The sequence below is a fragment of the Fervidobacterium pennivorans DSM 9078 genome (assembly GCF_000235405.2).
In the GTDB taxonomy this organism is placed as follows: domain Bacteria; phylum Thermotogota; class Thermotogae; order Thermotogales; family Fervidobacteriaceae; genus Fervidobacterium; species Fervidobacterium pennivorans.
The window spans coordinates 1,343,412-1,369,683 of record NC_017095.1 but is presented as its reverse complement, the minus strand read 5'-3'; the positions used below and the strand labels follow the sequence as shown (position 1 = coordinate 1,369,683).

General features: G+C 38.6%; 26 protein-coding genes. 25 read left to right on the top strand and 1 reads right to left on the bottom strand.

Annotation, left to right across the window (positions count from 1 at the left end; genetic code table 11):
* Positions 1–15: 15 nt before the first annotated feature.
* Positions 16–1,188, bottom strand: coding sequence for a CheR family methyltransferase (locus FERPE_RS06500; RefSeq protein WP_014451842.1), 1,173 nt, complete (start codon positions 1,186–1,188; stop codon positions 16–18).
* A gap of 170 nt (positions 1,189–1,358) precedes the next feature.
* Here FERPE_RS06500 and FERPE_RS06495 point away from each other — a divergent pair, with 170 nt between their 5' ends.
* The 25 genes from FERPE_RS06495 to FERPE_RS06375 all read left to right on the top strand — a co-directional run bounded on the left by FERPE_RS06495 (position 1,359) and on the right by FERPE_RS06375 (position 26,272).
* Complete coding sequence (locus tag FERPE_RS06495; RefSeq protein ID WP_014451841.1) at positions 1,359–1,892, top strand: TIGR00725 family protein; 534 nt, start codon at positions 1,359–1,361, stop codon at positions 1,890–1,892.
* 26 nt (positions 1,893–1,918) lie between these two features.
* Positions 1,919–2,797: a DMT family transporter gene (locus tag FERPE_RS06490; RefSeq protein WP_014451840.1), complete on the top strand. Its 879-nt coding sequence runs from the start codon at positions 1,919–1,921 to the stop codon at positions 2,795–2,797.
* Complete coding sequence (gene mreB / locus FERPE_RS06485) at positions 2,772–3,782, top strand: rod shape-determining protein (RefSeq protein WP_014451839.1); 1,011 nt, start codon at positions 2,772–2,774, stop codon at positions 3,780–3,782. Before FERPE_RS06490 ends, mreB begins: the two co-directional genes overlap by 26 nt.
* Before the next feature lie 26 nt (positions 3,783–3,808).
* The gene (locus tag FERPE_RS06480; protein WP_014451838.1) at positions 3,809–4,573 is read left to right on the top strand and encodes a flagellar hook-basal body protein; all 765 of its coding nucleotides are present in this window, start codon (positions 3,809–3,811) and stop codon (positions 4,571–4,573) included.
* 23 nt (positions 4,574–4,596) lie between these two features.
* A complete protein-coding gene (gene flgG / locus FERPE_RS06475; protein ID WP_014451837.1) occupies positions 4,597–5,382 on the top strand; it encodes a flagellar basal-body rod protein FlgG in 786 nt (261 codons plus the stop codon).
* A 164-nt stretch (positions 5,383–5,546) separates the two neighbouring features.
* Positions 5,547–6,248, top strand: coding sequence for a hypothetical protein (locus FERPE_RS06470; protein ID WP_014451836.1), 702 nt, complete (start codon positions 5,547–5,549; stop codon positions 6,246–6,248).
* A gap of 53 nt (positions 6,249–6,301) precedes the next feature.
* On the top strand, positions 6,302–6,919 hold the full coding sequence (gene plsY / locus FERPE_RS06465; RefSeq protein ID WP_014451835.1) for a glycerol-3-phosphate 1-O-acyltransferase PlsY: 618 nt from the start codon (positions 6,302–6,304) through the stop codon (positions 6,917–6,919).
* Positions 6,900–8,483, top strand: a complete 1,584-nt coding sequence (locus FERPE_RS06460; protein WP_155804121.1) for a hypothetical protein — start codon at positions 6,900–6,902, stop codon at positions 8,481–8,483. Before plsY ends, FERPE_RS06460 begins: the two co-directional genes overlap by 20 nt.
* A 27-nt stretch (positions 8,484–8,510) precedes the next feature.
* On the top strand, positions 8,511–8,981 hold the full coding sequence (locus FERPE_RS06455; protein ID WP_014451833.1) for a tetratricopeptide repeat protein: 471 nt from the start codon (positions 8,511–8,513) through the stop codon (positions 8,979–8,981).
* Positions 8,978–9,643, top strand: a complete 666-nt coding sequence (locus tag FERPE_RS06450; RefSeq protein WP_014451832.1) for a hypothetical protein — start codon at positions 8,978–8,980, stop codon at positions 9,641–9,643. Before FERPE_RS06455 ends, FERPE_RS06450 begins: the two co-directional genes overlap by 4 nt.
* On the top strand, positions 9,630–10,424 hold the full coding sequence (locus FERPE_RS06445; protein WP_014451831.1) for a lysophospholipid acyltransferase family protein: 795 nt from the start codon (positions 9,630–9,632) through the stop codon (positions 10,422–10,424). Before FERPE_RS06450 ends, FERPE_RS06445 begins: the two co-directional genes overlap by 14 nt.
* On the top strand, positions 10,405–11,016 hold the full coding sequence (locus tag FERPE_RS06440) for a bifunctional nuclease family protein (RefSeq protein WP_014451830.1): 612 nt from the start codon (positions 10,405–10,407) through the stop codon (positions 11,014–11,016). Before FERPE_RS06445 ends, FERPE_RS06440 begins: the two co-directional genes overlap by 20 nt.
* A 43-nt stretch (positions 11,017–11,059) precedes the next feature.
* On the top strand, positions 11,060–13,501 hold the full coding sequence (locus FERPE_RS06435; protein WP_014451829.1) for a hypothetical protein: 2,442 nt from the start codon (positions 11,060–11,062) through the stop codon (positions 13,499–13,501).
* A 48-nt stretch (positions 13,502–13,549) separates the two neighbouring features.
* Positions 13,550–14,173: a hypothetical protein gene (locus FERPE_RS06430; protein ID WP_014451828.1), complete on the top strand. Its 624-nt coding sequence runs from the start codon at positions 13,550–13,552 to the stop codon at positions 14,171–14,173.
* A 39-nt stretch (positions 14,174–14,212) separates the two neighbouring features.
* On the top strand, positions 14,213–16,555 hold the full coding sequence (gene pheT, locus FERPE_RS06425) for a phenylalanine--tRNA ligase subunit beta (protein WP_014451827.1): 2,343 nt from the start codon (positions 14,213–14,215) through the stop codon (positions 16,553–16,555).
* A gap of 39 nt (positions 16,556–16,594) precedes the next feature.
* A complete protein-coding gene (locus tag FERPE_RS06420) occupies positions 16,595–17,377 on the top strand; it encodes a SagB/ThcOx family dehydrogenase (protein WP_014451826.1) in 783 nt (260 codons plus the stop codon).
* 25 nt (positions 17,378–17,402) lie between these two features.
* A complete protein-coding gene (locus FERPE_RS06415) occupies positions 17,403–18,311 on the top strand; it encodes a DMT family transporter (protein ID WP_014451825.1) in 909 nt (302 codons plus the stop codon).
* Positions 18,312–18,320: 9 nt separating this feature from the next.
* On the top strand, positions 18,321–19,406 hold the full coding sequence (locus tag FERPE_RS06410; protein WP_014451824.1) for a hypothetical protein: 1,086 nt from the start codon (positions 18,321–18,323) through the stop codon (positions 19,404–19,406).
* Complete coding sequence (gene abc-f / locus FERPE_RS06405) at positions 19,403–21,142, top strand: ribosomal protection-like ABC-F family protein (protein ID WP_014451823.1); 1,740 nt, start codon at positions 19,403–19,405, stop codon at positions 21,140–21,142. Before FERPE_RS06410 ends, abc-f begins: the two co-directional genes overlap by 4 nt.
* A 22-nt stretch (positions 21,143–21,164) precedes the next feature.
* Positions 21,165–21,656, top strand: a complete 492-nt coding sequence (locus FERPE_RS06400) for a GNAT family N-acetyltransferase (RefSeq protein WP_014451822.1) — start codon at positions 21,165–21,167, stop codon at positions 21,654–21,656.
* Between the two features lie 4 nt (positions 21,657–21,660).
* Positions 21,661–22,527, top strand: a complete 867-nt coding sequence (locus FERPE_RS06395; protein ID WP_014451821.1) for a deoxyribonuclease IV — start codon at positions 21,661–21,663, stop codon at positions 22,525–22,527.
* 35 nt (positions 22,528–22,562) lie between these two features.
* A complete protein-coding gene (locus FERPE_RS06390; RefSeq protein WP_014451820.1) occupies positions 22,563–23,006 on the top strand; it encodes an SRPBCC family protein in 444 nt (147 codons plus the stop codon).
* A gap of 49 nt (positions 23,007–23,055) precedes the next feature.
* Positions 23,056–23,676: a thiamine diphosphokinase gene (locus FERPE_RS06385; protein WP_014451819.1), complete on the top strand. Its 621-nt coding sequence runs from the start codon at positions 23,056–23,058 to the stop codon at positions 23,674–23,676.
* Positions 23,655–24,785 carry a 1-deoxy-D-xylulose-5-phosphate reductoisomerase gene (locus tag FERPE_RS06380; RefSeq protein ID WP_014451818.1) on the top strand — a complete coding sequence of 377 codons (1,131 nt, stop codon included), beginning with the start codon at positions 23,655–23,657 and terminating at the stop codon, positions 24,783–24,785. The genes FERPE_RS06385 and FERPE_RS06380 overlap by 22 nt, the downstream gene beginning before the upstream one ends.
* Positions 24,782–26,272, top strand: a complete 1,491-nt coding sequence (locus tag FERPE_RS06375) for a M50 family metallopeptidase (RefSeq protein ID WP_014451817.1) — start codon at positions 24,782–24,784, stop codon at positions 26,270–26,272. Before FERPE_RS06380 ends, FERPE_RS06375 begins: the two co-directional genes overlap by 4 nt.

The following is a 26,272-nucleotide window of genomic DNA, read 5'->3' as shown; positions in this document are numbered from 1 at the left end:
ACCTCTTTTGATTTCTTACTTCTTCAACTTTGCTCGAAAGTCTAAGGCGTGTTTGAGTTGCCATATCTCGTCGTCTGTGCTGTTTAAAAAAAGAGCACGTTGCAACGATTGTTTCGCATTCTCAATATCGTTCAGTTCAAGTTCAATCAACGTTTTGTATTTCCAGAGCAGATAATTGGTTTGGTATTTTTTGCACGATTCTTTTACGATATCGTATGCCTTTTGATATGCCTTTTTTGAAAGATATTCTTCAACTAACTTGATACGCTCTTCTAATTCCATCCCCTCGAATGTTTTTTTAAGTAATTTGGCAAATTCGATTTCTTGTGTTTTTTCACTTTTTGTTCTTTCGATTTCTGTTAACTTTCTGTGCTTTCCAAAGAATTTGGATTTAGTTGTTTTGATTTCTGGGTGTTCAGTTTTTTTTGATATTTTCCTGTAGAATGTTCCTACGTCATTAAAAGCAGGGGAGAAGTGTTCTAAAACTTCTGGGAAGTATTCACCCGCACCAAGTATTAAAAATCCATTATCTTTGAGCAACGTAGAAATTTTCTGTATTACTATATCGATTCGGTCTATGTAAAGTAAGACGCGTCTTATAAAAATTATATCAAATTTTTCACGCTTTCCAAAAAAGCTAAGTCCAGCATCTAAAATATTGCCTTGGAAAAATTCGATGTTGGTTTTGTATTGTTCTTTAACACAGTATTTACCATCTACAATGTTGAAATATTTTTCTATCTGTTCTTTTGAAAGAAAACGAACGCTCCAGAAATTGTAGCAACCTAACTTGGCTTGTGATATTCTATGGAAATTGACATCAATACCTTTTATGGAACACTCTACCCCAGCTTCGTTACAAACTATTGCAGTTGAGTAAACTTCTTCACCCCGAGAACAGCCTATGGAAAGTATATTCCACGAAGGTCTTTCTTTTAATATCTTTCTCAGTTTTTCGAAAGTTTGGATATCTCTGAAGAAATACGACTCTCCTATTGTTAAGTTCTCCAAAACAATGGATTCAAGAAGCACGGGTGTCAGCGCTTCAGAAATTGGTTTGATATTTTTTATAAGTCTTTCAATGTGAGCTTTTTGAGCCTTAATACCGTGCTTTCTTAGTATTTCTTCAATCTGGTTCTTAAGCATTGCGTTTTTTGAGTCTTCAAATGTGCTCAGGATATTGAGCATACTACCATTTCCCTTCGTAAAACTTTATCAAAAATAATTATACCACTTTTCAGATAATTCCAAGCTATTATCGGATTAAATCATCTGTAATTATTTACGTATTTATGATATACTTTCAAAATAGAGCAGAATTAACTCTCAAGTAAAACTTAGGTGGTGGAGGGAGACTAATGAATGCACAGAAAGTAAAGAACGTGGGCGTGATAGGATACTCAGGGAATCCATACGAGACTCCAATTAAAGAAATTGCCGAGCTCTGCCTGAAACTAGGAGAGGAACTTGGCAGAAGATACCACGTATTCACCGGTGGAAGAGATGGTGTGATGGAATTAGTTTCAAAGGGTGTGAAATCAGTTGGGGGATTCTGTGTCGGCGTACTTCCTTGGGAGGGAGAGGAGTCGAATGGATACAACGATTTGGTTGTAAAAACAGGGTTAGATTTTCAAATGAGGTCATTTATACTTGTTAAGAGTGTTGATGCTGTGGTATCTGTGGGTGGAGAAATAGGAACAGCTATAGAAATCTTAGCGGCATACGCGAATAGGAAGCCTGTGATTCTACTTCGGGGAACGGGTGGTTGGACAGACAGAATCGCGGATGTTTTAATCGATGGTAAGTACCTTGATAACCGGAAACTGGTGGAAGTATACCAAGCGTGGAGTGTAGAAGAAGTTCTAGAAATCTTGGAAAGAATCTCAAAATAGAAACATCAGTGGAGAGGAAAATGAGCATGTTGGGTTCCTATAAATTGAAGCAGGTTTTAAAATATCTTCCAGGTGTGCTTGTGACGATTTTTTGGGGTGCATCCTTTGTTGCTACGAAGTTTGTTGTTTATGTTTTTGAACCGTTCCCTGCAGCACTTTACAGATTTTTGATAGCGCTGTTGGTACTTTTACCATTCACGAAAAAAAAGAAGATAAGAAACATTAATGCCTTTTGGTCAGGATTTTGGGGAATCACTATGTATTTCATTTTTGAGAACTCAGCGTTAAGGTATACCTCACCAACAAATGCGGCGGTTATTGTCTCAAGTGTCCCATTACTGTATGTGCTGTTTACTCACATATTTCACAAAGTTAAAACCAATAAGTATCATTACTTAGGTTCTATTTTATCGTTTCTTGGAGTTGCCCTCGTTATTTTGAACGGACGGCTGATGAAACTTAATCCGGTAGGCGATATTCTTGCATTTGGAGCGGCAATTTCGTGGGTATTCTATACTCACTACGTAGTTAGAATAAAAGATGTGGTGGGAATTGACCAGACATTTTCAATTACATTTTGGGGTGTTGTGACACTTGTCCCGTTTTCTCTTTTACAAAATATGCAAGCTAAATTCGAAGTAAGAAGCGTAGTTGGTTTGATTTACCTTGGTATTGTTTGTTCTGCGCTTGGTTATCTCTTATGGAATAAATCAATTGAGATGATAGGTGACAGAAAGACTACAAATTTCATATATTTCATACCACTGGTAACGGCTATATCAGAGTTTGTGTTGATGAAATCAAAACCGACAATTTACAACATCCTTGGGGTGACAACATTAATATTAGGATTATACATTTTTGAAAGGGGAGAAGAGTATGGCAAAGAACGATTTAGGAATTGACCTCGGAACAGCGAACTTCATAGTCTATCAACAGGGTAAAGGTATCGTATTAAACGAACCTTCCGTTGTGGCGATTGAAAGAAAAACTGGCAAAATTTTGGCGATAGGAACAGAAGCAAAAGAGATGTTTGGAAAGACCCCAGAAGACAAAATTTTGGCAGTCAAACCTATGAGGGATGGAGTTATCGCAGATTATACCATTATCGCAGAGGTACTTAAATACTTTATGAAAAAGCTCAACAAAGGATTGTTCTTCAAGTGTAACATGGTTATAGGTATCCCAACAAAGACAACGAGTGTTGAACAAAGAGCAGTCTACGATGCGGCATTAAAAGCGGGAGCAAAACGAGTGCATATCGTTCTTGAACCAACCGCTGCTGCTATTGGAATCGGACTTGATGTAATGAAACCGATGGGTAACATGATTGTTGATATCGGTGGTGGGACTACAGATATCGCCGTGATAAGTATGGGAGGAATCGTTGTTGGAGATTCTATAAAACTTGCTGGTAATGCTCTCGATGATGCTATTATTAAAGGAGTTAGGAGAAATTTCGGATTGCTGATTGGTGATACAACAGCAGAGGAGATAAAAATAAGAATAGGAAAAGTTCATCCGGACGTAGAAGATTTAGAATTGGAAGTAAAAGGAAGAGATGCGGTAACAGGACTTCCAAGAACAGAGGTAATTAACTCAACGGATGTTTATAAGATGATTCGACCTGTTGTTGATAACATCATTTCGAGGATAAAACTTGTGCTTGAAAAGACACCGCCTGAACTTTCGGCCGATATCGTGGAACATGGGATTGTGTTAACTGGTGGCGGTGCACTTTTGAGAGGGATTGATAAAGCGATAGAAGAAGACATAGGTGTACCTTGTAGAATTGCTGATGAACCGTTACTATGTGTTGCAAAAGGAACTGGTAAGTTACTGGAAGACGAAGAATTGTTGAAAAATGTTGCAGTAACTTACGAAAAATAAGTTTTGATTGAATTGGAGGGATTTCTTTGTACCGTGGTGTGTACACAGCAGCGATGGGAATGCTTGCCGACATAACAAAGATGGATGTTTTGTCAAACAACTTAGCAAACATTGAAACAAATGGCTACAAAGCCGACACACCTACTTTCAGAGCTTACCTCACACGTGAGATATATCGTATTAAGCCTGAGCCAGAAAATAGAAGGGTCGAATTTTCGAAAATAGGTGATGTTGAGCAAGCTATCATCGTTGATGAGATTCGTACACACTACGCACAAGGTATTATAGAACAAACTAATGTTCCAACGCATTTGGCTATAAGTGGTGAAGGCTTTTTCGCGGTGAGGAAAGGTAACGAAGTGTTTTACACAAGGAATGGAGAATTTGTTGTAAATGGCAATAGACAACTGGTAAATACACAGGGTTATTATTTACTAGACCGGAATGGAAACGTAATAACACTCCCAGAAAATGGTTATATTGACGAGGCAGGTAATGTTTATGATGCGAATAGGAATATTGTTTCTAGAGTGGCAATTTACACACTTCAAAATCCAAGAAAAATGGGAGAAACCCTCTTCACTGGTCAAGCACAAATAGTAAATATAGATGACCCGAATTCAAATGTTAGGATATTACAAGGATATGTAGAAAAATCAAATGTGAATGCTGTTCGTGAAATGGTGAAATTGATAGAGGCTCAAAGGCACTACGATGCAACATCGAAAGCGATAGTGATTCATGACGAGTTACTGAACAAAGTCATAAACAGTGTAGGAGCTCTAAGATAATCAAAAGGTGAGGAGGGGTATAGATGATTAACAGTTTATACACCGCAGCAACGGGCATGTGGGCTCAGCAATTCAAGATGGATACAGTTTCAAATAACATTGCAAACGTAGATACCGCGGGATACAAGAAAGTTAAAGCCGAGTTCCAAGATTTAATTTATAGTTATTCAAAGAACGCAGGTGCCGCAACCGCTCAAAACTCAACAACACCAACAGGTATCTACGTTGGTCACGGGGTCAGACTTGCGGCAACAACAAAACTCTTTACGCAGGGAAATATAGAAAACACAGGTAATGCATTAGATTTAGCTATCAGTGGCGATGGGTTTTTCCAGATACAACTGCAAGATGGAAGAATTGCCTACACAAGAGATGGACAGTTCAAGATAGACAGCGAAGGTAGGATTGTAACAGCGAACGGGTTACTCTTATCACCTGCTCTCGTGGTACCACAAAATGCGGTTTCGCTTACGGTTTCACCGGACGGAATCGTCTCAGTTGAATTACCTGACGGAACAATTCAGCAGCTTGGGACGATAACTTTAACACGATTTGTCAACCCAGCTGGTTTAAAATCGATAGGAGATAACCTGTACGTAGCGACTGCAGCAAGCGGAGAACCAATTGAAGGAACCGCTGGTCAGGACGGGTTTGGAACCATTATGCAAGGATACGTTGAAAAATCAAACGTAGATGTGGTTAAAGAAATGGTTGACATGATTTCCGCAATGAGAGCTTACGAATTTAACTCGAGGTCCATAATGACAGCAGACCAAATGCTCCAAACGGCAAGTAATTTGAGGAGATAATAGCTTAGCTTTATAAGGCAAATATAATCTAACCCCCGAGGTGCATGCCTTGGGGGTTATTTTTAACTATGGTTTGGTAGTTTATACATCGAAATATTGTGATATAATATTGTGGAATATTTTGAGAACAAAAGGTTGTAAATCAAAAGGAGGAGCAAAGAATCGTGAGTAATGATGAAAAGCTTTTCGATGATTTTGGCAAAGATAATGAAGGATACGACCGAGAAAGAAATGAGGCACAAGAAAGAGAAAGAGAAGAGCTGATACGAAGGATAATTGAAGAAAAAGGAGAAGGGGCTTACGATGAAATGATAAGTTTGCTGGAGAAGGAAGATGATGACCCAGAAGTAAGAGAAATTGTTACTGAGGTCTTGTACAGGTTAGGTGATAGAATAGCCTCAAAGTTAGAGAAGACGATTAAAGAAAAGATAAAAAGAGGCATAAAGAACGACGTACCTTTGCTTTACTTAATAGATTTGGCTGGGGATTTAGGTTTGAGAAAACTGGTAACCGATATCACAAAGGCATTGGAATTATACGATTTGGAAGAGGCTCAGTTGGTTATATACGAAGCCTTAGCAAAACTTGGAGTAGGAGAACAGTTTTACCCACTGCTTAGATACATGCTTTTGGAGGGCGAAGAACGGTTTATGTTCGGCGCACAAGTTGCGATGGTGCTTTCATATCTTGATATTCCAGAGATTGTAAGTGATTTGGTTCAGGCAATCGATAGTGGGGATTTCAAAGGTGAGGAACTAGAAACTATCAAGCAAGCTTTGAGTAATATGATAAATCTACATCCGAGTTACAAAGAGATTCTTATAACGCTCGTTGGTGAGGATAATTTTGAGAAATATGTTCGGTAATGTGATAGTGTGGTTGGTTTAAAATTGTGGCTTTCAGTGTGGAGGGATGTGGTGTGTCGTTGTTTTGGGCAGCTATTTTAGGATATTTCATTGGTGCGATACCTTTCAGTTATATAATTCCGAAGTTAAAAGGAGTTGATATAACAAAAGTTGGGAGCGGAAACGTCGGTGGTACCAATGTGCTGAGAAATATGGGAACAAAATACGGTGCACTGGCGATGTTTCTTGATATTATGAAAGCAGTTATCGCTGTTTTGATATTCAGACCATTTGGGGAGCATCCAATGGTAATGGCTGGTGCAATGTCTGTCATTGGGCACTGTTACTCCCCGTTTGTTAAATTCAAAGGTGGAAAAGGTGTGGCAACAACACTTGGGACGTTCTTTGCGATATATCCTCAAGCTGGTTTGTTCGCACTTGGTGTATGGATCGCAATTGTTGCAGCAACGCAATACGTCTCTTTGGGTTCGATTGTTGGGTTACTTGCGGGTGCGTTTTTTGCATTCGTTTTCGAAAAAGATTACTGGGTGATTTTCTTAGCTCTCGCACTGTTTTCTGTTTACAGGCACAAAGAGAATATAAAAAGGCTATTGGCTGGTAACGAGAGAAAAACGAATGTTGTTGATTATTTCTTAGGTTGGATGGATAAACTTGAACGAAAGGAGAAATGAGCTATTGGCTCCACACGTTTATGAAAAGATGTTTAAAAGATATCTTCTATTAATCGGTTACCTTTTGCTACTGATAATACCAGTTTTAAGTTTGGCTGTTATAGACGAAGAAACAGCCAGGATGTACTTTACTCAAGCTCTGGAAAAAACCTACGTTGGTGATTTTAAAAGTGCTTATGAATTAGCGCTCAAGGCGATGTCTGGTAGGGTTTATGTGGAAGAGTTATCTCATTTTTGGTATTTAAGAGGTAGGTTGGCTATTATCAATGGGTTAGTGGACAAAGCATTGGAGGATTTTAAAAACTTTACGGTCCTAGTCAGAAATGACGACATCAATAACTTAATGGAAAAAGTTGGATATTTTAGAAAGCTTAATTTAGCACCTTCTCAATCATTTGCACTAGGGTATATAGATTCGATAAAAGGAAACGTTCGAGGAATAGAATACTTTCAGACGCCGACAAGTTTAAGCGTTTACGGTGAAAATTTGGTGCTTTTGGACCAAAAAAATAAGAGGCTGGTATTTTTTAAAAATAACAAAATGACAAAAATCAAGAAGGTTTCAAAGAACGTGAAACAGGTTTTCTACAACAAAGATGGCAATCTGTACCTGCTTGGTGAAAAGTCGTTATACGATGAAAATGAACAAGAAGTTTTAGGTGGTCTCCAAGTTCCCTACATCGCAGGTTCGGACCGTTCTGGAATCATTTACATCATTGATTTTGACAGGGTTATAAAATTCAACCCAAACAAGAAGGAGAGTGTTGAGTTTAAGCTACCCCAAAGAACATTCTGTTTGGACGCAGAGCTGACTATAGACAAACTTTACATCTTGGATGCTTTAAGGCAGAAGATAGAAATATTTAGGATAGATACTATGGAAAAGATTTATGAAATGAACCTTCCGGAGAAAGTATGGTCATTTGAGGTGACTCCATACGGTGATATCATATATCTGGGTAAAGATAAAATTGTTGCAAATGGAAAGGAATATCCGATAAAGGATGTGGATTTCATAGAGTACTCATATCCTACACTCTTCGCTATTAAATGGAAAGGGAATGCAGTTGAGCAGTACTTCTTTAAAGATGACAAACCTATATTTGTGAACATCCAATTGGTTTCATTTGATGAGAACAACGCATACGCTTACATCAGTGTTGAAGACCTCTTTGGTGACGAACTGCATTACATAAGATATGCTTTGGCAATGTATGAACATGATGTTTACGTTCCAACGGATATTTACGCAGAGCAGGTAGATATTAGAAGTGTGAAAGTTGAAAAATGCACAGGTGAACTTATATCATATAGGCTTCAAGGAGTAAAAGTTGTTGGGAATTGTCCAATACTTACAAGGTTTACAGGCAGTGTAGCACGCGCTGAAGAACTTCTGGATAAGAAAATACTGTGGGTTGCTAGGTGGACTTACTTGAAACCTGTTCCACCTGGAATTATCAAACTTAGTGCGAAGGTGTCGTTTAAGGAACAGTTTTACTATGACACTATGTTCTACACTCAAAAATTGATACTAAACTCTATAGCAAAATCAAACAACAAATGACATTTTTACGATTTATTGGTGGTGGGTATGGCAAAGATACAACAAGAGAGTGAAAAAAACGAAAATATAGAACTTCTACTCCAAGAGGCGATAAAACTAACCGAGGAAGGCAATTACGACAGAGCTATAGAAATCTATAATAAGCTTATACCTTACGAGATACCGGAAGTTTTTAACAACCTTGGTAATGTATACAGAAGGCAAGGGATGTTGGGTAGGGCTATTGAAATGTATAGAAAAGCAATACACATATGTCCGAACTTTTCCATCGCTTACTTCAATCTTGCGTGTGCACTTATGGAAGTTGATAGATACAACGAGGCGGTGATGTTTTTCGAAAAGGCGGAAAAGTTAGGTCTGAAAAGTTTTGATTTGGATGTCCAGCTTGCACTGTGTTATATAGCCTTGGGAAATAAGAAAAAGGCAAAAGAAAAGCTTTCTGATGAGAGTGTAAAAAGAGAGGTAGAAAAGTACGTGGAAGGGGGATTGGAATTGTGAGCGGTTTTAATATGGATGCGATAATTTTCAACATACAGAATCTGAAGGTGTTGAGTGAGTTTTTTGCATCAAGTTGGTATATCTTTGTCCCGTTTTCTGTGTTTGTTTTGCTTTTTCCAAATTTGGTCGAGGTAATTACACTCATTGCCATTGGGTTAATAGTGGGTTATGGATATATCAGTCCTTCTGTGCTTAGCTTTTTGGAAAGATATCTCCCGCAGTTCTCAAATTCTTTGGAAAGTAATTTCCAAATTTACTCGCTTATAGTTTCGGTAGTGTTTGCTGTGATTTTCTATTCACTGTATAAGTCACTAATTTTTGTGGGAAGTTTCATAATTTCGTTCCTGGTTGGGAATTTTTTACTGAAATCATTTCTGACCTCCTACTTGACGTTTCAGTGGTATATTTACTTAGTCTTTGGCTTACTTGTGGGGCTGATTGGTGGTTTCTACGCGGTTAAAAACAGCTCTAAATTCATAGGACTGATAGCAACTGCGATGTCTTCTTTTATATTGGTTTCCATAGGCATGTTCTTTTTTGATAAGTATGTGTTTAATTTAAACAACACATTATTTGCATGGGCTACGTTTGTTCTTTCGCTCTTGCTCTTCTTCTTTAGAATAGCCAAATTGTGGGGTGTGAAGAGCAATGGAAAAAATTAACAGCAGTTATAGAAATTCGGAAAATATATTTGTAAAACTTTTCAACATTCTTAGAAGTTTGTGGTTACTTGTAGGTGCGTTTCTTTACATATTCGTTTACGGCTCCATAGTTTTGCTAATTGGATGGATATTGGGAAAAGAAAAAGGGCGAAAGTTTGTTCTGAAACAGGTAGAGATATTCGGAAGGCTTGCATTCAAGCTACTTGGTGTTAAGGTATTTGTGTGTGGTAAAAAGCCCGATGTAAATTCGAACTATATTGTTGTTAGCAATCATCAGAGCATATTGGATATCCCACTTATAATAGGATACGTTGGTCCAACACCGTTCATAGCGAAAAAAGAGCTTGAGAAGTTTCCAATGGTGAACGTTTATCTCAAGTACCTTGGTAGCGAACTGATTGATAGAGGAAATGTCAGGCAAACTGCAACAGCGATTAGGGAAGTTATGCGAAAGCTTAATGAAGGTTATCATTTTGTGATTTTTCCGGAAGGGACAAGATCACCCAACGGAGAAGTTTTACCGTTCAAACCTCGTAGTTTGGAAATTGCCTTTAAAGCGAAAGTTCCCATATTGCCAGTATCTATTTGGGGAAACCACCTGGTAATTCCAAAACATAAATTGATAGTTAGTGGTAATAAAACGGGTATAATGTTTGGAGAAGTTGTTTATCCAGAAAACTTCAAAAGTGAGGAAGAACTGAGAGCATACGTTGAGAACGTTATAAGACAGGGTGTGGAAAAGTTGAAAGAGGTGGTTGAAAATGAAAAGAGCGTTTGTTAAGGCACTTGTGTTAGATAAGGTTTCGAATACACCTGTTGTCTTACTCGGGATAGAAAACACGAAGAAAATTCTCCCAATATGGATAGGTGCATGCGAAGCAAGTGTGATGGCTATAGCAATTGAAAAAGTACCTTTTGATAGGCCTTTAACGCATGATTTGATTGTCACTTTGGTCAATGAGCTCAGTTTGAAAATCGAGCGGTTTGTAATCCACTCCATTAGAGATAATGTCTTCTACGCTAAAATCGTTCTCAGGGACCTTGTTGTTTCTGAACAAGAAGCTGCGGAAGGTATGAATCCATTTATAGAGATTGATGCTAGACCGTCTGATTGTATAATACTTTCGTTGAAGACTGGGGCTCCGCTCTATGTAACAAATGAAATCATCGCAACGGAAGCGATTACTTTTGAAGAACTAAGCGAATCAGAAAATGAAGAAGAATTTAAAAAATTCGTTGAAAATTTGGACATTAGCGAATTTAAAAAACTTTTGAATGACAATACAGAAGATTTCACAAATTTTGAAGGTGGGGAAAGCGAACAGGATAACGATAATCAAGATGACGATAACTTTGAAGACTACGATAATTGATTGAGCAATACGATAAGTTTAAAAACTTATGTGGGGGATTTCTATGCCGAAAATTCCGAAGTTTGATTTTTCAAAGCTCAAAGGTATTTTAAAGTTTGGAAAGGAAACTAAAAAGGAATCAATACAATCTACTGAAGCACCATCAAAAGGAAAGCCCTTAGGGGAAAAGGGTATAAAAGGGTTGCTTGAAAAAATAAAATACTTTATAAGCACGCTTTGGCATAGAAAAGTGCTTTTTTTCACATTTTTAGGTGTGGTTGTTCTCATCGTTGCTTTGGGAATATTGCTTTCACGTCCAAAGGTTCCTGAAGCATTTTTATCAGAAGGAACGCAGACGGTAGAGAACTTGATTATTTCTATACCACCAGGTGCGTTTCCATACGAAAAATCATTCAAGGTTAGGGTAGTCCCTGAAAACTCAGTTCAAGGAATGGTTAGTTCCGGAAATTTTGTCAGCCCTATTTATGAATTGATACCAAACGATGGAAGATACGATATGGCTACGTTGCCCATAAAGGTTAGATACTATTTCCCGTCTAATCTGATTGGAAGTAACGATTCAAATGCGCTCGCATTTGCCGGACTGAGTAGTGATGGTAAGGTATACAATATAATCCCCGGAAGCTTCATAGATAGGGACAGTAGAGGTTATTTCGTTGAGGCGAGCTTTTTCGTGGTTCCAAGATGGCTGGGAGTTGTATCTGTCCCGGGAAAAGTTTTGAAAACTGGTATTCAAGAAGTTTACCGCGTGGTTTCTGCTTATCCCCCACTTCTTATTATCCCTGGTAGTGATGCAAATTTTGCTGGTTATTACCAATCGGCAAAGGTAACGCCTCTTTCAACATGGCAAGGTGTATTTCCAGACAGGTCGATTTATGTATATAAATACCCGCTGAACGACACGAAATCTTATAATTATACACGTGCATTCAAAGCGTTTCAGCAATCTGAACCTATGCAAAGTCCTATTGTATTTGAGGCGGAACGGTTAGCTCAGGAACTTAAAAGATATCCTAATGTCCAATTCGATGTGTTAGCTCACGAGGTGGGCGGACTTATACTTTATTATTGTTTAGCGATGCATCCTGAGATAAAAAATATCAGAAGAGTGGCTTATGTCTCTACACCGTTTTATGGTACAAACGTTGTGGACCCACGTTTGGCAACAACCATCTATGCATCAAAACCATCAGCAGCAGCTTTACTTTACAACCTACCGGAATCAGTTGTGGCGACGCTCCAAGGTTATTTAAAATCTTACATAGAAGCCATTAATATTTATTACTCAGACATCTTACCGAATTCGGAATTCTTAAAACGTCTCCAGTATCTTCCATATCGGAGTGATATACCAACAATAGCTTACATGGGTAATACCCCTCCTTTGTCGATAGACGTCGGTGGGAGCTTACTGGAAAAGTTTTATCCTGAGCTAACTTTGAATTTAGGAGACGGCGTGGTTACAAGAAACTCAGCCCGGCTTCCGTATATGACTTTGAAGATATTTAACGGAAGTTGGAACGACTTTTATTCATCCGAACCGTTCATTGAGGAGATAAAGAAGTTCTTTGCATTTGAAATCCCAGAAATTCCTGCTTACAAAGACGATACGTTTGCAGAGTATGTTAAAAGTGAAAAAGAAAAAATTTTAGAACGTTTCATTACTTCCGGTTCTGCTGAGAGTTTCTACGTTGATGAATGGAAGATAGGTGATAATCCCTACATTAAATTCTTAAGAACCTACAACTATCCGGGCACTCAAGTTGCCGTTTATGGCGGGATAGTTTATACCGCAGATGAAAAAGGACTTTATGTTGCTGGAACGCGAGTATGGGAAGAGTCTGTGATAGGTTTGAAAGAAACAATCGACGGAGTAAGCTATGGGACACAACGAAAGGTCTACTATCGAAAACTCGCAGATACAGTGACATTTGAACAAACTCCAGCGGATGATTTCATTGCTACCAAAGACTACGCTATCTTTGCCAAACCAAGGGGTAACAATAAGATAGATTTTGTTGATAACACTGGCAATGTTTTGGCAACATTGCAAGGGGCTTATGGAAGGGTCATATTCGATGGAAATGAACTGCTATTTGTAACAAACCGAGAGGTTTACCGGTATTTCTACGGTATCAAATACACTGCACCTTTGGGGTTAAGGAATACCTACGATATAACTTACGCTTTGGTAGCGGATGATTACATCATAGCAACAACACGTGCGTATGGATTGCTCGTTTTTGATAAGATGGGAAGGTATGCTTACGTTGGTGAAGGATGGATAGGTAACTTGGGATTGTATAGGTCTGGTAATTTCATTGTTGCCGTTGGCGACAGTTTTGTAACGCTAATAGATTTTTCTGCAAAACGCATTCACAGAATTGTTGAAGACGTGGCTGGGATAGTTTATGATGCAACCGTTTGGGAAGATAAACTCTATTTAATGATGAGTGAAGGGTTGTTAGTCTACAAAATAGGTTAAAGTTAAGGATTTCTGAGACTTGGAAACTATTTAAAGGAGGTTGCTTAAATGATACACCTGTTCTTGGCTCACTTCGTAGCAGATCACGGTTTTACTGATAACGCAAAGATAAGACACTACAAAGGGTATAAACTTTTCGAACATATCATCTGGTCAATTTTTGCCCTTCTTGCTTTCACTTTCGATACGCTGTTAAAAAGTACAAAAGGTGTCACTGTTTTGCTTATCATGATGATAATCCACGTTGCTGGAGATATCATAAGAACAAAGATTCAAAACAGCAAAATGAAACTACACATTCTTGAGCTATCAGAACTGATAATCGCACTCATTTTGAATTTTCTTGTGGCTGATTTGTTTGTCTATTCATTTATCTCAAAGGAGTTTGCTCTCTATTTACTTGGTATGGCTGTTGTGACGATGGCTGTGACGTATGTGTTCAAAAACTTCTACCCGGGGGACGAGAATTACAACGACCTAGATGGTATCTCGGAAAGATTAGCTTTTTACGTGTTCTTTCTCGGAAAAAGTTATTGGTTGGCATTTCTCTCACTGGTTTTGGGGTTTCTTTACAAACTGTGGAAACGCGAACGTATTAACATTCATACTTGGTGGATCAGTCCTTTATCGGCAATTGTGATTACGATAATTTGGAAGTTTTTGATATTCTAAAGAAAATATTGAAACACGGATAATCAGGAGGTGCTCTTTGTGAGAATTTCTTTGGAATGGCTTAATCAATATATCGATGTTAATAAGGAGGAAGTGGCTGAGTATCTGCCAAAACTCGGCTTTGACATTGGTGAAGAAGGTCCTGTTTTCCCACTCCGTGGTCCGATAGTTGTTGGACGCATTGAGGGTGTTGAGAAGCACCCTCAAGCCGATAAATTAGTGGTCTGCAAAGTGAGTATAGGTAACGAGTATAAAACAATATTAACAGCAGACCTTTCCGTCCAAGAAGGCAAGTACGTTTTTGTAGCGCTCCAAGGAGCAAGACTTGCAAACGGTGTAGAAATTCAAGAAAAAGTAATGCGTGGCATCCCTTCTCAGGGCATGATGTGTTCTTTGGAAGAGCTCGGACTTGAACAAAAAAGTGAGCATGTCTATATGACGGATGAAGAACTTCCGCTTGGAGCAGACGTTGTCAAACTCCTCGATTTAAATGACTGGTATTTTGAGATGGAGATTACCCCGAATCGCCCTGATGTGCTATCGTATTTTGGTGTGACAAGAGAGTTATCTGCCGGGTTAAAACGAAAACCTCACTTCCCTATTCCAAGTGTTAAGAGTGCGGAAGGAAATGATAAGGTTGAGGTATACATAGAGACCGATGGCTGCTGGAGATATACGGCGCGGGTAATCAGAAACGTTAAGGTAGGTCCGAGCCCTCTATGGATGCAAAAAAGGTTAATCGCATCCGGGATTAGACCTATAAACAACATTGTTGATATAACGAACTACGTGATGCTTGAAACTGGGCATCCAGTCCATGCCTTTGACCTTGCAAAGCTGAATGGAAAGATAGTGGTTCGTGATGCGAGACCTGGTGAAAAGATGTTATTACTTGATGGCAAGACTTATGAATTTTCCGGCGGTGAGGTACTTATAACTGACGGTGAAAAGCTTCTCGCACTTGGTGGTATCATGGGAGGAGAAGAATCTGGAATATCAAGTAACACAACCGATGTTTTGTTAGAGGTTGCGATGTTTGACCCAGTCAGGATAAGAAAAGCATCAAGAAGGTTAGGAGTTTCTTCAGATTCTTCTTATCGCTTCGAAAGAGGTGTTGATTTTGACGACGCATTGTTCGTTATTGAAAGGCTTTCGCAATTGATTGAGGAACTCGCAGGTGGTAAACCTTCAAAAGAAATAGTAGATAACTATCCTCATAAAATAGAGCAAAAGAAAATATTTGTTCCGAAGAACTATGCAAAAAGAGTCTTAGGTATAGATGTGAAACATATCGGTGAGTACATCGAGCCACTTGGTTTTGAGGTAGAAGAAACGAAGGATGGTTATGATGTTTACGTGCCGTCTTTCAGATATTTCGATGTTTCTCTTCCAGAGGATGTTATGGAAGAAGTAGGACGCATCCATGGCTATGAACATCTCCATGCAGAACCACCAAGAATGCTCGCTATTGAAAAAGGAAGGAGCGAAAAGCAGAAAAGAAGATTTGAAATCAAAAACCTCATGACTGCAATGGGTTTCAATGAAGCGAACACACTTTCTTTCGCTGCAAGTAAGGTTATAGATATTTTTGACATCAATGGAAAAGGTGTTCCCATAAGCAATCCTATTATTTCAGATTTCGACACGATGAGGCCATCTCTTCTTTACGGCTTACTCGATTCACTTTCCTACAACTACAAAAGGCAAATGAAAGACGTGAAACTCTTTGAAGTTGGTAAGGTGTTTTCTATTGTAGATGGTAAACCTCATGAACAAGAAGCTCTCGGCTTTGTTGCAACAGGAAGGGAATCGGTCAAGGACTACACTGACAAAAGGACTGTGTCGCTTTACACAATGAAAGGTGTATTAGAAGAACTCTTCGAACAATTTGGATTAGAAGTTACTTTTAAAAAGATTGAAAAGAAGGGTTTTGTTCCGACTGTAACCGCAGGAATTTACTACAAAGGACAATTGATTGGTTTTATAGGGCTTTTAGATCCTGAACTTGCAGACAGGCTTTACGACGTCAAAGACGAAATTTACGCTGGGGAGATTTATCTTGAAACAATCTATTCAGCTGACGCAAGGAAAACTTACCAACCGCTACCGCAATTCCCGTATGTGCGTAGAGACGTGTCTTATCTCATTCCAATAGGATACGAGATTGAGAATTTACTAAAGATTTACAAAGAGAACCCACTTGTTGAAGAAGTAGGTATAGACGACATTTACAGAAAAGTTGGCGATGAATTCTACAGTGTTACAATTTACGCAAAGTTCAGACATCCAGAAAGGACACTAAGCGATGAAGAAGTGGACCTTGCACTTGAAGATATAAAGGAGAGAATTAAGAAAGAATGCGGTATCAATCCAAGGTTTTAAGAGTATTGGTGAACTGAACAAGGGAAAGGGGGGAAGCTGATGGGTTTCAGCGCGAAAGACCAAAATGAGTTTGATAAAATCATTTCTTTGGGTCGAGAATTTCTGAAATCAAATTGGGAAGTTCTGGAAAATTACACAAGCGACCAAAGAAAAGGGGTTGAGATGCCCCCTTTTGAGAAACCGTTCCCACAAGATGCGTTCTTAATAAAGCTTCCAGATTTTAATATCAATGAATTTAAAATAAAGTCCCTGTTTGAAACTATTGCAAACAGAAAAAGTCATAGGAAGTACGAAAATAAACCACTTAAGTTAGCGGAGCTCTCTTTTCTTCTATGGGCTACGCAAGGAATCAGGTACGTAACACCTAAAGCTACATTCAGAACAGTACCTTCTGCTGGTGCAAGGCATCCGTTCGAAACATATGTATATGTTGAAAATGTGGAAGGATTAGAAGAAGCAGTCTACAGATATCTACCGCTTGAACATAGTTTAATCTTGCACAGAAAAGATAGATATCTGAGAGAAGAAATTATACATGCAACATTAGAACAAGAATTTGTTGGTCAAGCTGCAGTCGTATTTATATGGACTGCGATACCCTATAGGACAGAATGGCGATATGGTCCTGCTTCTCACAAGGCGATACTTTTGGATGCGGGGCATGTTTGCCAGAACTTGTACCTCGCTTGTGAAGCAATAGAAGCTGGAACATGCGCAATAGCAGCCTATTCTCAAAAACTCATGGATAGGTTCCTTGGTGTCGATGGACAAGACGAGATGGTTGTTTATCTTGCTCCCGTTGGAAAGATTGCCAGAAGTTAATGGTCCGGACATATGGAGGGTGGGTATGAAGGACGAATTTGCAAACGAATACGCTTTAAAAGATAAATTCATAGCTATTTTTTGGCTTTTAGTACTCACTTTTTTATGGGGATTGACCTTTCCCATACAAAAGCTTGTGTTAAAAGAAGAAATCTCACCATTTTTGTACAATGCGATCCGATTTTGGATCGCAACTTTTTTATCGGCACTTATTTTTGGGAAATCTGATTGGATACGCGGCACGGTGCTCGGCATAGTGATGGCTATTGCTTACGCTACTCAGACATGGGGGTTAACGATAACAACATCTACGAAAAGCGGATTTATTACTTCGTTATACATAGTTATTGTTCCTTTCTTTTCTTACATCATAGAGCATGAAAAGGTGAGAAAACTTCAAGTTTTAGGCTTTCTTGGGGCACTTGTTGGTATGTATTTATTGAGCGGAGGAATTAGTGGTTACAATTTTGGCGACTTTCTTACAACAATATGTGGAGTTATGTATGCACTCCACGTTGTGTTGATAACCAAGTTTTCCAAGCAAGTTAGTGAATATTCGTTGCTAACTCCCCAATTCTTCACAGTAGCACTATTGAACACACTCTTCAATGTGTTCTACCGGAGCAACGGTAACAAATGGAGCTTTTCTATGGATGCAATCCTTGTTGCTACTTTTACAGCGGTGACAGCTACAATTGTTGCGATAATAATTCAAGCAAAATATCAAAAGGTTGTTGGTAGTAATGTGTCCGCTCTCATTTTTGTTGGTGAACCGTTATTTGCAATGATTTTGTCTGTTCTCATTCTAAAAGAACACCTGACCACTTCACAAACTATGGGTGGTTTATTGATGCTGGCTTCAATAATCCTTGGCGTTTTGAACATAAGTGAGAGACAAGATGGCTGGATTTTCGCAAAGAAGAAACAGGAGTGAAGCAAGTTTATGAAAAGGGTCGAAAATTTGAATACTAATAAAAATCGTGAATTATGGATTGATTACGCCCGAGGTTTGGCGTTAATAATGGTTGTACTGGCACATTCTCAGATCCCGTCGAAGTTGTTTGCATTTGTCTCTTATGTTATAGTTGTTTTCCCATTTTTGACCGGTTATCTAATGAAAGATATGAGTTTTAAAGATTTTTTCGCTAAACGAACAACATTGATCATTTCGTATTACTACATTGGACTGATTGGTTATATTCTTTGGATTTTCCTTGTTCCAGAAACTTTTAAAAAAGCTGGTAATTTAACTTATCTGAAAAGTTTTCTTCTTGTTCGAACAGATTTGCTTGAGAAGATACCACTTCCGATTGTGCCGCTGTGGTATTTAATTTTCCTTTTTGTAGCTGAATTCATGTTCATAGCTTTTCGCAATTTTCATGTCCTTCCGTATGCAATAGTTGTAGGTATATTACTGCGTTTTTTTTATCCGGGTGCACTTCCTTTCAAAATTGATGTAGCATTTTCTGGACTTTACATGTTTTGGTTGGGGAAATTTGTGGAAGAGAGAAGAACCACGTTCGAAAAGTTCGGAGGACCAATTGGTTTCGTAGGTTTGATAACATGGACTTTAGTTGCTTTGCTTGTCGATGGGACATCGTGGAATATAGATTATTACGGTACAAACCCACTATTAACATTCTTTGGTGAAATTGGGACAGCAATGTGCTTTTTCTCAGTTGGAATATTTATTGAGCGCTTCGTGAACATTTCAAAAAACACCAACAGCCTATTACGAAGATTCTTTGTGAAATATATACTTGGCATTGCGAGACTTTTCTCAGATAATGCGATATTCGCGTTCGGTTACCATATTTTGGTCGGAGGTTTGACCATATTGATTACAATGGCTCTGGGCTTTACCGTTACCGAAGAAACTCTGCGAGAGTATTGGTATATTGCTTTTGCCTTAACGTTTGGAGCAATGGTGTTATTAATGGTTCTTTTACCAAAACCTATCAAACTATTTTTAACGCAACCAGACTTGTTTTTAAAATGGTTAAGAAGAGAAAGGGGTTCCCGGAAATGATAACAATAAAGAATCTTACCATAGCCTTTCCCGAAAAGACGCTCTTTTCTAATTTCAATGCAACCGTCCTAACAAGGGATAGGATAGGATTGATGGGAAAAAATGGGAGTGGTAAGAGTACGCTGTTGAAAGCGATAGCCGGAATTTTTAAAGATTACCAAGGGGAAATAACAGTTCAAGGTAAAGTATCATACATGGATCAATACAGAACATTTGAAGCAAGAACACCTTATGAATACTACATGAAGGTAGCAGATACCCCAGAAAAACAAAAGCAGGTGAGGAGTATTTTGAAAGGATTAGGTTTTCCGGAAGAGGATTGGGAAAGGGATATTTCAACGTTCAGTGGAGGAGAGAGAACGAAACTGCAGTTAGGAAGACTCTTTGTGGAAGACCCCGATTTTCTTCTTTTAGATGAGCCAACCAATTTCTTGGACATAGAAAGTATAGAGTTTTTGAAAGAGTTACTGAGAAGTTTCCGCGGAGGATATATAATCATTTCGCACGACAGAGATTTCCTCAGAAACACCTGCGAAAAATTCTGGGAGATAAACAACGAGCGTATCTGGGTTTTTGATATGGATTTCGACAGCTACCATTTGGAAAGACAAAGGATTATCGAAACTCAAAGAAGACAGCTCGCAAATATACAACGTGAAATAGAAAGATTGAGAGCGATAATAGATAGATACAAAAAATGGGGTAGGGAAAAATTCACAAGGCAAGCGAAAAGTAAAGAAAAGATGCTCGAGAAAATGCTCGAAGAATTAGAAAGTATGCCCAACCTGTATTTGGAGGAAGAGCAGAAGAGTATAGATATACCTGAACCAGACAACACAGGTTACGTTGTTTTGGAAGTTAAAAATGTTTCTTGGGACGGTTTGTTAAGAAACGTTTCGTTCACAGTATATCAAGGAGATAAGATAGCGATTGTTGGACCTAACGGTTCTGGGAAAACAACACTATTAAAAATCATCAACGGGCTAACCAAATACGCTGGTCAAGTAACATTCGGATACAATGTAAAAGCAGTTTATCTTGAACAGTTTGTTGACCAGCTTGATTTAGAAAACACTGTTTTCGATGAGCTCTTCGAAGAGATGCCAGATAAACCAGACTACGTTATCAGAGCCTATGCAGGTAGATTCGGATTTCGCGGTGAAGATGTTTTTAAAACAATTGCTGATTTGAGTGGTGGAGAAAGACAGATACTCGCTCTTGCAAAGGTCTTGCTAAGAAGACCGAATGTGCTTATTCTGGACGAGCCAACGAACCATATGGATTTGGAAACAGTCGAAGCGCTTGAATCGGCACTTAAAGAATATAAGGGAGCAGTTTTGTTGGTTTCCCATGACCTCGAGTTGATTAGAAACGTATGCAACAGGTTTTTTACCATCAAAAATGGGGAACTGTTGGAATCTAACGAGCCGATACTCTTTTCTAAAGAAAAGAAAAAGGTTGAAAAAGAAAAGAACGTAGATTTTGAAGAGAAAAAGAGACTGAGAAATCAGTTAAAGAGTTGGAAAAAACAATTGGAAGAACTAAAGGAAAGAGAGAACGAGATAACATACATGATAAGTGATTTAGAAAGTCGTATGCACAAAGAACAAGATTATGTTAAGTTGATGGAATTGATGGGTGAGAAAGAAAAATTAGAGGAGGAATTGCTAAGAGTAATGGAGACCTTCGAAGAAATCGAAAGAAAGATAAAGGAATTCGAGAATATAGAAGATTAGGCGGTTAGGAGGAGTTCCAATCATGAACAACCCAAAGGGTGAAGAATTAAAGTTTCATATCGGTAATAGTTTTGTGGCTGAATTAAGTGACGAAGATATAAAGTACTTCTCTGAAAGGAGAATAACGAAGGCAGAACCTGTTACATTAGTATTTTTCTTTGAAACAAACGATGGTAATTACGAGAAAATTGGATTTGTTGAATTTGATTTGAGAGTCATAAACAAAAATGCGTATATCACATTTTATGTGGCTCCACAATACCGTGGTAAGGGCATAGGAAAGCTCATTATAAGGAAAGCCTTAGAGTTTGCTTTCAAAGAATTAAATCTTCGTAGAGTAACAGCCGAAGTTTACGAGTATAATGAACGTTCGCTGAGGTTACTTGAAAGTTTGGGGTTCAAAAAAGAAGGCATTCTCAAAGAAGCAAAATTCCACGATGGAAGATACTGGGATATAATTGTAATGGGATTAATGAAAGAAGATTGGAAAAATAGTGAAGAGTTTAGAAGGTGAGAATATGAGTGGTAAAAGAGAACTGATAATCGGTGCTCACATGCCAATAGGTGGCGGTTTTGCAAGAGTTCCAAAGGAGACCGTGGAAATAGGAGGAAATGCATTCCAGATTTTCCCACATAACCCTCGTCAATGGAATGCGAAGTTACCATCTGATGATGATGTTGTCCATTTCTTAAGAGACGTTAAAAAGTACAACTTGAACCCAGAAAATTTCATGTGTCACGCTGGTTATCTTGTTAACATAGCAAGCCCTAAAGAAGATATTTGGGAAAAGTCTGTTGCGTTGCTTATCACCGAAGCGAAGATATGTGCAAGACTTGGAATTAAGTATTTGAACATCCATCCTGGAAGCCATCTAGGACTTGGTGAGAAGGAAGGGATAGAAAGAGTTGCAAAAGCTCTGAATATAGTTATGGAAAAGGAAAAGAACGTTTATATATTATTGGAAAACGTTGTCAGGAAAGGTGGAAACATAGGATACAACTACGCTCAAATGAGGGAGATAATAAGTCTATGCAAATACGAAGACAGGATAGGTTTGACGTTTGATACATGTCACGGCTATGACGCGGGATACGACGTCACAACAGCTGAAGGCATAAAGCAACTCCTCGAGGAGATTGACCGGGAAGTGGGAATAAAAAGGCTGAAGTTTGTCCATCTTAACGATACCAAAAACGAACTTGGTTCTCAGAAAGACAGACACGAGAATATAGGAAACGGAAAGATTGGAGAAAAGCTCGAAGTATTTTTGTCAAATCCAATTTTTAACTCACTACCATTGATTTTGGAAACTCCAGGTGACAATCCAGAACACGCAGAAGATATAGCAAAGGTTAAGGCGATATGGGAAAAAATAGATTGCTGATAATTTAATCAAAAGAGAGTCGAGGTGTCGTTTTGATGCCACTTTCGAACGATGAAATGGAATTTCACGAGCGGTTCAAAGCTCCCGTTGACGTTGTATGGAAGACATTTTATAACCCCAACGGTTGGGACCCATGGTTTACAGATGGAATGAAGATATACGAGGATAGTGGCGAGATATACTTTCGTTGGTTCAGGCTCACCGATGGTCAGGTCGTTACGGACACTGGTAGGATTGTTAGTGTGATTCACAAGCGTCTTTTCTCTTTCTGGTGGTATGAATACGAGGATGGTTACCGTTCGTTTGTGGAAATGACGTTTCAGCCAACAGATGAAGAAGAAACGATTGTGACAGTGAGAGATAGGACGTTTGTGAAGGATGAGGGAGAATTACACATAAGGTACGGATGTGCATATGGTTGGGGTCAAATGTTGTTGCTTGCAAAAGCTTACATTGAAAAGGGGCTTATACTTATATGAGTATTGTGATTTATTATACGAGGTATTATACAAGATAGGGGGCGTGTGAATGAAAGCTTCCATAATTCTTAATGGAAATTCGAATGGCACAATGTATATAACTGGTGAACTTGTTGTTGCAGTTGATGGAGGTGCTGACGAATTAAGAAGAAGAAAGATTATTCCACATGTGATTATTGGAGATATGGATTCTGTATCAGATGATACACTCGAGTATTTCGAAACAAAAGGTGTTAAGATTTACACGTATCCTACAGAGAAAGACGAAACTGACCTTGAGCTTGCATTGAATTATGTTTTCAAGCACGGTGCAACGGAAGTTGAAATACTTAACTGGCAAGGTGAAAGGCTTGATATGATACTCGCAATGGTGGGCTTGATGAGTAAATACGACAATGTAATAGCGATATCTGATAAATGTGAGGTTGGGGTTATCAAAGCGGGTGAGAAAGGAACCCAAACCTTGAAAGCTGTCCCCGGAGAGATTTGGTCATTTATACCTTTGTGTCATGCCGAGTTTTTGATAGAAGGGTTCAAATATCAATTCAATGGAAGTATGGATATAACAGCTCCGATAGGTGTCAGTAACGTTGCTTTAAGCGACTTTGTGAAGATAGAAGTGAAAAATGGTAAGGTGGTGTTTGTGCGTTGGAAGAAAAATCCACTATAAAAAAAGTCGTAATACTAGGTGCTACAGGTTCGATAGGAACGCAGACGGTCGATGTGATAAAACAACTTGAAGGCTTCAAAGTTGTTGGTATTTCCTTTGGTTCAAACGTAGAACAAGCACGAAAGATAATGGAAGATTTAAAAGTAGATTATTACGTTTCAAATAAAGAAGTAGGGTTTGGAAAGCGCTTTGAAAATACACAGCAATTATTAGAAGAGGTAGCTCCTGATATAGTGGTTTGCGCAATTCCTGGATTCGAGGGTGTCAAAGCCACAATTGTTGCTTTGCAATACACAAAAAGAATAGCACTTGCAACGAAAGAAGCTTTAGTTTGTGCAGGTCCATTTGTTAAGAAGATAGCCAAAGAGAAACATGTTGAGATTATCCCTGTTGATAGTGAGCATTCGGCGGTCTTCCAGCTCTACGAACCTCACATTGAAAAAATACTCATAACCGCTTCAGGAGGTGCTGTTAGGGACGTTCCTCTCAAATACATATCGGACCTGAAGCCTTCAGACATTTTGAAACATCCAACATGGAGCATGGGAGGTAGGATAACTGTCGATTCATCAACGATGGTGAACAAACTTTTTGAGGTAATTGAAGCGCACGAGCTCTTCGATTTGGAGTATGACAAAATAGAGGTAAAAATCAATCGCTCAAGTTTTATACACGGGATAGTCTTTCTTAAGGACGGGGTTATAAAAATACATGCAGGTAAACCTGATATGAGGATACCCATTGCTTACGCGCTTACTTACCCGGAAAGGAAATATCACTCATCTGTGGCTGACGTCTCAGAATTTGACCTTCTATTATCTGATGTTGAACGGGAACGCTATCCTCTTTTCTTCTATGGATTGGATATGTTAAAAAGAAAAGACGATTTGTCGTGGAGGATTGCACTGAACGCAGCAGATGAGTTAGCAGTTAACGCATTTCTTAGTGGGAAAATATCATTCAAAGATATTGAAACGGTAGTTAGAAAGACAATAGAGCGCATAGATTCGCAAAACATAATCATTACGTCTATAGAAGATGTCTACAAAACTGACGAATTAGCAAGAAGTTACGCTAAAGATTTCATCGAAAGGGAGGTTCAGAAATGAGTGTACTTGTTAATATCATCGCTTTCATTTTGGTTTTCATATTTATTGTAGTTGTTCACGAATTTGGTCACTATCTTTTTGCAGTAGCGTTTGGCGTTAAGGTGCATGAGTTTGCAATCGGTTTCGGACCGGCGATTTACAGAAAGAAAGGGAAGAAGACAGATTTTAGAATAAACGTTTTTCCACTTGGTGGATACGTCAGACTGAAGGGTGAAGATCCTCAAGAGCAAGAAGACCCAGATTCACTTTACGGAGTTGCTGCATGGAAGAGATTTTTGATTGTACTCGCGGGACCTGTTTTTTCAATTTTGGCAGGTTACCTGCTATTTGTATTGATAATTTCCATATGGGGATACACTCCTATAATAATCGATAAAGTCATCCCGAGTTCACCAGCTGAACAAGCAGGACTTCAAGCAAACGATATAGTTTTAAAGCTTAACGGGAAGTATGTTTTTGATACGATGGATATGACCAGCATTATACGAAAAGGTAAACCACTAACACTTGAAGTGCTTAGAAAAGATACGCGAATAACTGTAAAAGTGACACCGGCACTTACTCAAAAAGAATATTTTTTGTATTTGAAGGATGTCAAGGGGAATATAGGAGGTAAAGTAGAAAGCGTCAACAACATTCCTTTTGAAAGATACATCGAAAAGTACACAAAGGAGTATGTGACAATAAAATCGGAATTAGGAGAACTGAAAGGCTTGCTCGATAATGTATCTAACATTCCGGAGAGATATGCAATAGGGATTTACTATGGACAGTTCTCTAATGTATTTGCCAAGGATAGTGAGATATTTTCAAAAGGTGATACGTTAGTTGAGGTTGAAGGTATAAAAGTAGAGTCAACAACGGATTTGATGGATATAGTGACGGCGCTAAGTCTAAACTCTGATGAGATTTATATTCGAATCAAAGGAGAAGAAGTTGAACAGGTTATAAGACCTTTACCAGCTAATGTAAAAGTTCGTTATAGTTCAAAAAACGGCACTCAAAAAGAAATCACAATTTCGAAAGAAAAACTTTTAAGTGTTCTTTCTACGCCTGGGATATTTGAAATGAAAGCACCCAAAATGAAGCCTCGAGGATTGGAGGCTTTCTCCATAGCAATAGCCCGAAGCAACAGACTTGCTTTGTACATTTGGAAAACGTTGCCTGGAGTCTTTGTAGGCAGGAATATTCAGGATGTTTCAGGACCTGTTGGTGTTGTTCAAGTTATCGGACAAGCTGTGCAATTTGGTTTGGAGACGGTGTTAATAGTTGTTGCAGTGATAACGATAAATTTGGGTATATTCAATCTTTTCCCGCTTCCTGCTTTAGACGGTGGTAGGATTATATTTGCACTCGTTGAGATGATATCCAGAAAGAAGATAAACAGAAAAGTTGAAAACCTCATACATACAATTGGTTTCTTCTTACTCTTAGGCTTCTTGTTCTTTATGACCTTCGTCGATATAAGTAGATTCTTTGGTGAATGA